This is a genomic window from Bacillus sp. C30 (assembly GCF_040838255.1).
In the GTDB taxonomy this organism is placed as follows: domain Bacteria; phylum Bacillota; class Bacilli; order Bacillales; family Bacillaceae_G; genus Bacillus_A; species Bacillus_A mycoides.
Map to the genome: position 1 here is coordinate 38,993 of NZ_JBFPJH010000007.1, position 8,512 is coordinate 47,504.

General features: G+C 35.2%; 11 protein-coding genes and 1 other annotated feature. Of the genes, 8 read left to right on the top strand and 3 right to left on the bottom strand.

Translation table 11 applies throughout. From position 1 onward, the window contains the following. Nucleotides 1–49 precede the first annotated feature (49 nt). Nucleotides 50–472, bottom strand: a complete 423-nt coding sequence (locus AB3X49_RS01950; RefSeq protein ID WP_367960250.1) for a GNAT family N-acetyltransferase — start codon at nucleotides 470–472, stop codon at nucleotides 50–52. Nucleotides 473–782: 310 nt separating this feature from the next. On the opposite strand from AB3X49_RS01950, the gene AB3X49_RS01955 reads away from it, so the two are divergent. The 6 genes from AB3X49_RS01955 (at nucleotide 783) to AB3X49_RS01980 (ending at nucleotide 4,744) form a co-directional block, all read left to right on the top strand. Next, entirely contained in the window at nucleotides 783–1,139 is a 357-nt protein-coding gene (locus tag AB3X49_RS01955; protein WP_367960252.1) for a lmo0954 family membrane protein, read from the top strand. Between the two features lie 44 nt (nucleotides 1,140–1,183). After that, the gene (locus AB3X49_RS01960) at nucleotides 1,184–1,846 is read left to right on the top strand and encodes a PspA/IM30 family protein (protein ID WP_367960254.1); all 663 of its coding nucleotides are present in this window, start codon (nucleotides 1,184–1,186) and stop codon (nucleotides 1,844–1,846) included. 106 nt (nucleotides 1,847–1,952) lie between these two features. Continuing rightward, nucleotides 1,953–2,693, top strand: coding sequence for a cell wall-active antibiotics response protein LiaF (liaF, locus tag AB3X49_RS01965; protein ID WP_002126337.1), 741 nt, complete (start codon nucleotides 1,953–1,955; stop codon nucleotides 2,691–2,693). Continuing rightward, nucleotides 2,693–3,748, top strand: coding sequence for a sensor histidine kinase (locus tag AB3X49_RS01970; protein ID WP_002011673.1), 1,056 nt, complete (start codon nucleotides 2,693–2,695; stop codon nucleotides 3,746–3,748). The genes liaF and AB3X49_RS01970 overlap by 1 nt, the downstream gene beginning before the upstream one ends. Continuing rightward, entirely contained in the window at nucleotides 3,745–4,377 is a 633-nt protein-coding gene (locus AB3X49_RS01975; RefSeq protein ID WP_367960255.1) for a response regulator, read from the top strand. Before AB3X49_RS01970 ends, AB3X49_RS01975 begins: the two co-directional genes overlap by 4 nt. A gap of 10 nt (nucleotides 4,378–4,387) precedes the next feature. Beyond that, nucleotides 4,388–4,744 (top strand): DUF3992 domain-containing protein, encoded by a 357-nt coding sequence (locus tag AB3X49_RS01980; RefSeq protein WP_002126339.1) that lies wholly within the window; start codon nucleotides 4,388–4,390, stop codon nucleotides 4,742–4,744. A 24-nt stretch (nucleotides 4,745–4,768) separates the two neighbouring features. On the opposite strand, the gene brnQ3 is transcribed toward AB3X49_RS01980, so the two are convergent. Further along, nucleotides 4,769–6,124 carry a branched-chain amino acid transport system II carrier protein BrnQ3 gene (brnQ3, locus tag AB3X49_RS01985; protein ID WP_367960256.1) on the bottom strand — a complete coding sequence of 452 codons (1,356 nt, stop codon included), beginning with the start codon at nucleotides 6,122–6,124 and terminating at the stop codon, nucleotides 4,769–4,771. Between the two features lie 57 nt (nucleotides 6,125–6,181). After that, nucleotides 6,182–6,440 (bottom strand) — a binding site (T-box leader). Nucleotides 6,441–6,702: 262 nt separating this feature from the next. Between brnQ3 and AB3X49_RS01990 the strand changes: the two genes are divergently transcribed. Then, a complete protein-coding gene (locus AB3X49_RS01990) occupies nucleotides 6,703–6,912 on the top strand; it encodes a hypothetical protein (protein ID WP_000880630.1) in 210 nt (69 codons plus the stop codon). Nucleotides 6,913–6,951: 39 nt separating this feature from the next. Here the strand turns inward: AB3X49_RS01990 and AB3X49_RS01995 are convergent, their stop codons facing one another. Next, nucleotides 6,952–7,728 carry a class I SAM-dependent methyltransferase gene (locus AB3X49_RS01995; RefSeq protein WP_367960259.1) on the bottom strand — a complete coding sequence of 259 codons (777 nt, stop codon included), beginning with the start codon at nucleotides 7,726–7,728 and terminating at the stop codon, nucleotides 6,952–6,954. A gap of 108 nt (nucleotides 7,729–7,836) precedes the next feature. Between AB3X49_RS01995 and AB3X49_RS02000 the strand changes: the two genes are divergently transcribed. After that, nucleotides 7,837–8,512: YhfM domain-containing protein (locus AB3X49_RS02000; RefSeq protein WP_367960261.1), on the top strand; the 676-nt coding region annotated here is incomplete at its 3' end.

Here is an 8,512-nt window from a genome sequence, read left to right on the forward strand (position 1 = left end):
TTAGCAGTTGAAAACGCTCGGAGAACATTCTCTGAGCGTTTTTTATTATTTATAAATCCTTTTTCAAATAGTAGTGTTTATAATCTCTTCCTACGTTATCGAGGATACCATACTCTTTATAACCATATTTTTTATAGAAATCTAATGCTTGAAAGCTTAAAGTGTCAACTTTTATAAAATCACAATTTCTTTCTAAAGCGATTTTTTCTACTTCTAATAACAGTTTAGTTCCATACCCTAATGCACGTATATCTTCATCGATGATAAAAGAGTGAATCTCTAACCAATTCCAACAGACTTCACCTAATATTCCCCCGCATATTTTACCATTTTCATCTTTAAGAAATAAATGAATCTCTAAGTATCTGTCTCTTAAATCAGATGGAAAGTGCTTTAAATTATATTCATAAAGCTGATTGTTTATATAGTTTTTAGCGGCGGTATTGATTTCTTTCGTAATGTGTAAATGCATGATATATCCCCTTTAATTTAAATGTAGCCTTCTGATTTATTTTAACATAATTTTCTTAATAATATATTTAATGTAATTTAATAAACGTTTGTATGTATTGCTAATTTTTTGGACGCGCAAGTTGAGATTTTCATCCGTTATTGAATAAGAATTTTTCTGTATCTATACGCATCGCATACATGTTCGTTTTGCAAAAGGCTGAATTCAACTCGGTCTTAAGTCTGAGTCGAAAACAGTTCTTAAGCTCGTTATGAAAAAATGAAAAAATAGTTAAGATAAGAGTATCAAATCGAAGGGAGGCAAGCACAAGATGAAACAATTTCTAGCGTTTATCGCAGCCGGTATTTTGGCTTTAATTGCTCTTGGTAGTCTTGCTGGTATTATAGGATTCGCCATTGGAGCAGGAGTTGTGTACTGGAGCTATAAATCATTTGTGCGAGCTAAATCATTCTTTGGAAAGTTAGCTTGGGGTATTGTTGGTTTAATCGGTTTGTCCATTGCACTTTCTCATTCCCCCGCATTAATCGGTATCGCAGCATTAGTAGTTTTATACTACGGATACCGTGAGTGGAAAAAAGGAAAAAATGTAGTTGTTGATTCTGCTCCAGAAAGTGCTAAACCATATAGCAACTTTGAAGATGAGTGGAACAAGTTAATGAAAAACTAATATAAAATAAATCAAATTATAAAGTAGAAGAGAGGAAGATTATAATGAAACAATCTTTATTCGGACGTGTACGCGATGCAATTTCAGCTGATTTTCATAATGTGTTAGATGAGAAAGAAAGAAAAAATCCAATTGCTATGTTAAACCAATATTTACGAGATAGTGAGCGTGAAATAACAAAAATTGAGAAGTTAATTCAGCGTCATAAAACATTAAAATCTAACTTCGCTCGTGAGCTTGAGCAAGCACGTTATTTCGTTAATAAAAGATCAAAGCAAGCTATCATCGCACAAGAAGCAGGCGAATTGCAATTGCATGAACGTGCATTAGAAGAAGTAGCGTATTATGAAGGGCAAGTAACTCGCTTAGAAGAAATGTATGCTGGTGTTGTAGAGCAAATTGATGAGTTAGAGCGTCGTCTTTCAGAAATGAAAAATAAATTAAAAGAAATGAACGCAAAGCGTATGGAATTAATGGCACGTGAAAATATGGCGCATGCAAACCGCCGTATGAATACTGCTATGCATAAAATGGATGAAAATAATCCGTTCTTACGATTCGAAGAAATTGAAGATCACATTCGTGACATAGAGCTTCGTATAAATGAAGAGCATGAGCGTGATACATTTGATATGAAAATTGCAAAACTAGAGAGTGAAATGAAAGAGAAAAATGAAGTATCGTTAACGAAAGAAGTAACAAAATAATTGTAGTATATAATAAAACAGGCTTATGATATAGTGATAGGAGAAAAGGTGTTGGAAAGCAATGCCTTTTCTTCTATGTATATGTGACAAGGAGGGGGGAGCTGAAATGAAGAAGCAATTTTCAAAAACACAATTTATGGGGATGCTCCTCATCATATTTGGATTCGGTCTTTTTCTTGATATGATACTTGGACATTTTGAACCAGGTGGTCTAATATTTGCATTTATTATGATTATGTTTGGAAGACATTATCGAAAGAAGAACCGTTATGTAAGAGGGAATGTATTTTTATTTGTCGGTGGTATTGTCTTCTTATTCTTCTTATTTTCATCAGCGGCATTCGTACTTGTTGTGTTTGCTTGTTTAGCTTTAATTGGTTATCAACTTATTCAACAAGGACATCGGCAAAAAGCAATGAAAGTTGAAATTAAAGAAAAGGGATATATAAATGAAGAAAAACAAATATATCGTACAGAACCGTATATAAAAAATATGTTTGTAGGTAATGTACGAATGATGGATCATATTTATGAAATAGAGGATATTAACGTCCAATATGGTGCTTGTGACGTCGAGATCGATTTAACAACTGCTATGATTCCAGAGGGAGAAACGGTTATTGTGATTCGGGGCGTCATTGGTAATATTCGCTTATATGTACCATATGATATTGAATTGTCTTTAAATCATTCTGTTATTGTTGGGCGAGTGCTCCTGCCAGGACACGAAGAAACTGGATTTAACCGTAATGTTACGTTTAGAACAGAACAGTATAAAGAAGCCCCTCGTCGTATTAAAATTATTTCTTCGCTTGTCGTAGGCGATACGGAAGTGAGGAAAGTATAATGAAAAAACAAAGGAATATTTCGTGGATGTATATTCGTTATTCTATGTTGTCCTCTGTGAGTATCGCACTTATTTGTACAATTGTATATGTATGGAAAAGCGAGCAACAAGTTTATGATTTACTCTGGAAAGAATCCATTGCTTCTGTTCCAATTGGCTTGTTTATTATGAGTACGAGTCTTCTTATCGGAGGAATTGTAGGATATGCAATCGGTTATTATATAGAACAGCGTATACAAGGATTAAATACTTTTCTATTTGAAGTAGAGCGAGGGAATTTTCCGAGTGATGTTTCATTTACTGCGGACGATGAATTTCATGAAGTGGAACGAAAAGTAATTGGTCTTGCTCGTCGCTTAGAGGAGCAAGCTGGGCTATTTCAAAAAGTAACGAATGAACGAGCCCATTGGAATGAAGAGATGAGACAAGAAGCGATTTCTCAAGAAAGGCATCGATTAGCGAGAGAGCTGCACGATTCTGTAAGTCAGCAGCTTTTTGCAATGTCGATGATGATGTCAGCCATTAATGAGCAAGCAGCTGAAATTCCAGACACGACGAAAAAACAGTTGCAGCTTGTTGAGAATATGGTTGTAAATGCACAATCAGAAATGAGAGCATTGCTCCTTCATTTACGCCCAGTGCAGTTAGAAGGTAAGAAACTAACAGAGGGTATAGAAGAATTATTAACAGAACTGTCTAGAAAGCAACATATGAAAATTGAATGGTTAATTGAACCGATTCAATTAAAAAAAGGTGTAGAGGATCATTTATTCCGTATTGTACAAGAGGCGCTGTCTAATACTTTACGGCATGCGAAGGCAAAGAAAACCGAAGTACGCCTTCGGAAAATTGATCAATATGCGATTTTGAAAATTATTGATGACGGTGTTGGGTTTAAAGTTGGTGTTAATAAGGCTGGTTCATACGGTTTAAGGTCAATGCAAGAGCGAGTTCATGAAATTGGTGGTACATTAAAAGTTCTTAGTTTTCCGAATAAAGGTACGCAAATAGAAGTGAAAGTACCTATTATGATTGAGAGAGGGGGAGAATCATGATAAAAGTATTACTAGTTGATGATCATGAAATGGTTCGAATGGGTGTATCAGCATATTTATCAACGCAGCCAGATATTGAAGTAGTTGGAGAAGCTGAAAATGGAAGAAAAGGTTCAGAGTTAGCTTTGCAATTAAGACCGGATATTATTTTAATGGACCTTGTTATGGATGAGATGGATGGGATTGAAGCGACACGTGCTATTATTCAAGAATGGCGAGAAGCGAAAATTGTAGTTGTCACGAGCTTTTTAGATGATGAAAAGTTATATCCTGTTATTGAGGCGGGGGCGACAAGTTATTTATTAAAAACATCAAGAGCGAGTGATATTGCAGATGCTGTACGAGCTACTTATGATGGGGAAACGGTATTAGAGCCGAAAGTTACTGGAAAAATGATGTCTCGTATGCGTCAGAAGAAAGAACAACCTTTGCATGAGGAGTTAACAGAAAGAGAGTCTGAAATTTTGTTATTAATTGCAGAGGGGAAAAGTAATCAAGAGATTGCAGATGAGTTGTTTATTGCCCTTAAAACAGTAAAGACACATGTGAGTAATATATTAAATAAGCTAAATGTAAGTGACCGGACACAGGCGGTTATTTATGCGTTTAGACACCAATTGACGAAATAAGAAGGAAGCTTTGACTATATATGGTCAAAGCTTTTTATTGACGGTTATTTATGTAAGCGTTATCATTAAGGTGTTAACAGTACATACAAAGGGGAGAGAGTGTATGTTAGTTCAAACGATATTTGGAATGGATGAAACGAAAAAATTAGGTAATTATGTGAATGCGTTGCAAGCACTTTGTGAACAATATGATATTGAAACAGATCGTATTGCAATTATTGAGGCAACAGAAGAATATTATTTATTTCTAGTGAAGCAAGAAGATTGCTATGATGTTGTAAAAGTAGAAACAGTGGATACGAATATTGATTACTATACGAAAGCTTATAAAGTAAGTAGCTTTAATCATACTTCTTATCAAATGTAAAAAACTCCCGAAATGGGGGTTTTTTTATGATGCTTTCGATTCAGGTGAATGCTCCGTTAATGGTACTGTTTTTGCACCACTTAATTTTGCGATAGCAAAACCGATAATAGCCCCAACTAACGCTGGTACTAACCAGCCAATTTCTTCATTATATAATGGAATAAACTCAAAATAAGATGTGATAAATGAAACAGGAATATTCCCTTGTTTTAATCCGTCAAAAACGCTAACAACTGCTGTTCCGATTAAAGCACATACATAAACAGATCGATAGCCACCGAAATATTTATGAAGTAATGATAATAACACGAGTACAATTGCAACTGGATATACAACAAGTAAAATAGGAACAGAGATGGCGATAATTTTTGTTAAACCTAAGTTGGCAACTAATAATCCTAACAAGCAAATGACACTTGCTAACATTTTGTATGAAAATTTTGTCAATAATGTTGAGAAGTATTGACTGCATGCAGATACAAGTCCAACGCATGTTGTTAAGCAAGCAAGTGTAACGATAAGAGATAATAGAATTAGACCATATGGACCGAATAATTGTTGTACGATAACGGTAAGTAGCTGTCCTCCATTTTTTGCGTATCCGAGAGAGACACTAGTTGTACCGAGCCAGCCAAGTGCACCATATACAAGTACGAGACCAGTAGCGGCAATAAGTCCTGCTTTTGCTGTAGCGATGGCAATTGATTTACGATCACTCACACCTTTTGAGCGAATTGCATTTACAACGATAATCCCAAATGCAAGTGCTGAAATGGTATCCATCGTTAAGTATCCTTCCATAAAACCTTTGAAAATTGGAGAAGTTTGATACTCTTGCATGGCTGGTCCAGATTGCCCGAGGGGTGTAAATACACTCTTAACGAATAATAAAAAAATAGAGAGTAATAAAATAGGTGTTAATACACTTCCGATACGATCGACGAGCTTAGAAGGGTTTAAACTAAGCCAAAATACGATAGAAAAGAAGATGACTGTGTATAAAAATAGCACTAGGCTGCTAGAGCGAATAGTTTCTGGTAAGAAAGAGCTAACCCCCATTTCATAAGCGACATTAGCAACACGTGGGATGCCCATAGATGGACCGATTGCAATGTATACAACTACCGTAAAGAATATTCCGAATAATGGGTGAACATGACTTGCAAGTTGTTGCATTCCATTTCCTGATAGAGAAATAGCGATAACAGTAAGTAGTGGTAAGCCGACTCCTGTTAGTAAAAAACCAATCATTGCTGGCCAAAAGTTTTCACCAGCATTTTGTCCAAGCATTGGAGGGAAAATTAAATTTCCTGCCCCAAAAAATAAAGAAAATAGCATAAGGCCTGTGAAAAAAACATGTTTTTTTGATACAGTGTTCATTGTTTTTCCTCCTTTTTTGTAAATTCATTGTAAGAACACAAAAAACTCGTCCCTAAAGAAAGGGACGAGTTATATTTACCCGCGATACCACCCTAATTTATACATGTAGAAATAAATCTATATGTATACGGCTTTGCAACGTACAACATGATACGTGTTCCTTGTAACGGGGGACATCCGGTAAGAACTTACTTTAGCATTCGGTTCTACTTCTCGGAGATGATTTTCGGTTAAGCACTGAACGTTGGCTTTCAGCAAATCGCCAACTCTCTGGGGAACAGTCCTATAACGTACTCGTTCTCGTCAATGAATTTTAATTCAAGTATTCTGACAGTATTTTCACACGTTTTTTTTAGAAAGTCAACATATTTTTTGGGGAATACACTTTCCTGTAGAAATATAGCTGAGAATATAAGGGTTAATACTATTTGTAAAAATGCTGTAAAACATTATAGAGAATTGTAAAGTTTATGGAGAAAATCGATATTTATAGGAGTAAGGAAGGAATTGTTTGAATTTGCAGAGAATAATACAACAATCCACTTGCTGGAAAGAACAAACCAAAAGAGGTGACTGAAATGCTTGCGATGGGAGTATTATTTGGCATTATTGCTATAATTGGTTTTATGTGGTTATATTATTCGCGTTCGTTTAAACAAGCAGAAGTTTTACTCTTTCAAAAAGGTAGTTTGTTGACAAATCAGTCTAGATATTTAGTATGTCCGAAGTGTGGAAGTGCACAGGCCAGGAGTGGAGGATATCAAGAGTGTTGCAAAATTAGATTATGAAAGAAGGAAGCCTCACATTACTTTGTGAGGCTTCCTTCCTTACAATTTTTTCGCGCTCCAAATTGTCCAACGATCTCTTTCGATGATAGGAGAGACGTTTTGTAATGCCGTTTGGATATGATGTAGAAGTTGAGAAAGTTCATTATCTGTTAGTTCATATAGAATGGATCGGCCTGTTCGAGGAGATAAATCTTGTAGCAAAGCCTCTACAGAATCATGTACTTTTCGTACTTCCCATTGTGTTTGTATGGGGAACGCTTGAAGAGAATATTGTTGTAATTCTTGCTGAATAGTAGTGGTTTTTGGTCTTCTTTTCGCTTCTGTTTCAATGAGTTTTGGAAAGACAGAGAAAAAATATCCACGAAGGTGTTCAGGACTTCCTGGAATTGTACAATCTTCAATAGTTCGGTCTTGTAAAATAAGTATACCGTCTTTTTTTAATATGCGAGAAGCCTCTCGTATAAATGTGGGAATATCATGCAAATGATGAATGACTGCACGAGAAATGACAAGGTCGAATGTTTCATTAGGGAATGAGATATTATGTGCATCACCGTGAATGAATGAAATGTTTGGGAAGCCGTTACAATTTTCTTTTGCAGCTTGTAATATTTCTTTTGAAAAATCAAGCCCAATAACACTTTTGGCTCCCATAAGAGCAAGTTCTTTCGTGTAAATGCCGCCACCACAACCTATATCAATTACTTGTTTATTTTGCACATCTGCAATATTGTTTATTGTTTCCTGCCATGAAATATGTGCGTTACGACTTGCATACGTATACTTATTATTTGCATCATGAAAATTAATGGACATTGTAAAATCCTCCCTTCATTGTATAGTATAGCTCATTCTATATAATGTAACGTTTTTGTTTTATGTATGAGGATTATAAGAATTTCTTATTGGAAAAGGAGAATCGATTTGAAAGGGAAATATTTAATGGTTTTATGTGTTATTTTACTCGCGTCGTGTGGTCAAGCAGAGCAAAAGAAAGAATCGAAACAAGTAGAGGAGACAGTGAATGAAGTGAAAGAACCATTACAAATAACTGTTATACAAAAAGGTACAGAAGAAAAAAAATTGAAGAAAATGGATGCGGAGTTAGTGGTGGATATTATAAGCAAAGCAGAAAAACAAGAAGTAACAGGTAGCTTTGGTAAACCAGAATATGAAATACAAATTAGTAGAGAGGGGAAAATAGAAACGTATTATGCATGGTTAAGAGGAGAAGATCGCCGAGGATGGATGCAATATAAGAAAGATATGTATATGCTTAACGAAAAAGATACGGAAAAGCTTTTGGCTATCTTTCCAAAGATTCCAGAACAAAAAGAAGATGAGATGCAGGTAGGTACTTTAACGGAAGTAACAAAAAAAGACATGCAGATTACTGCGTTTCATATTAAAGCAGGTGATCAAAAAATGAATTATACAGTACGTTATACGATTTCACAATCACTATATAATAAGTTAGCAAAGGAACAAGAATATTATTTGCAATTAATTTTCCCGGAAAAGGTCCAAAAATTAATTGGCGCAAAAGAGAGTGAAATAATTTCAGCTGAAAAAGTAAAGGAAGGGTATAAACAGTATGAGT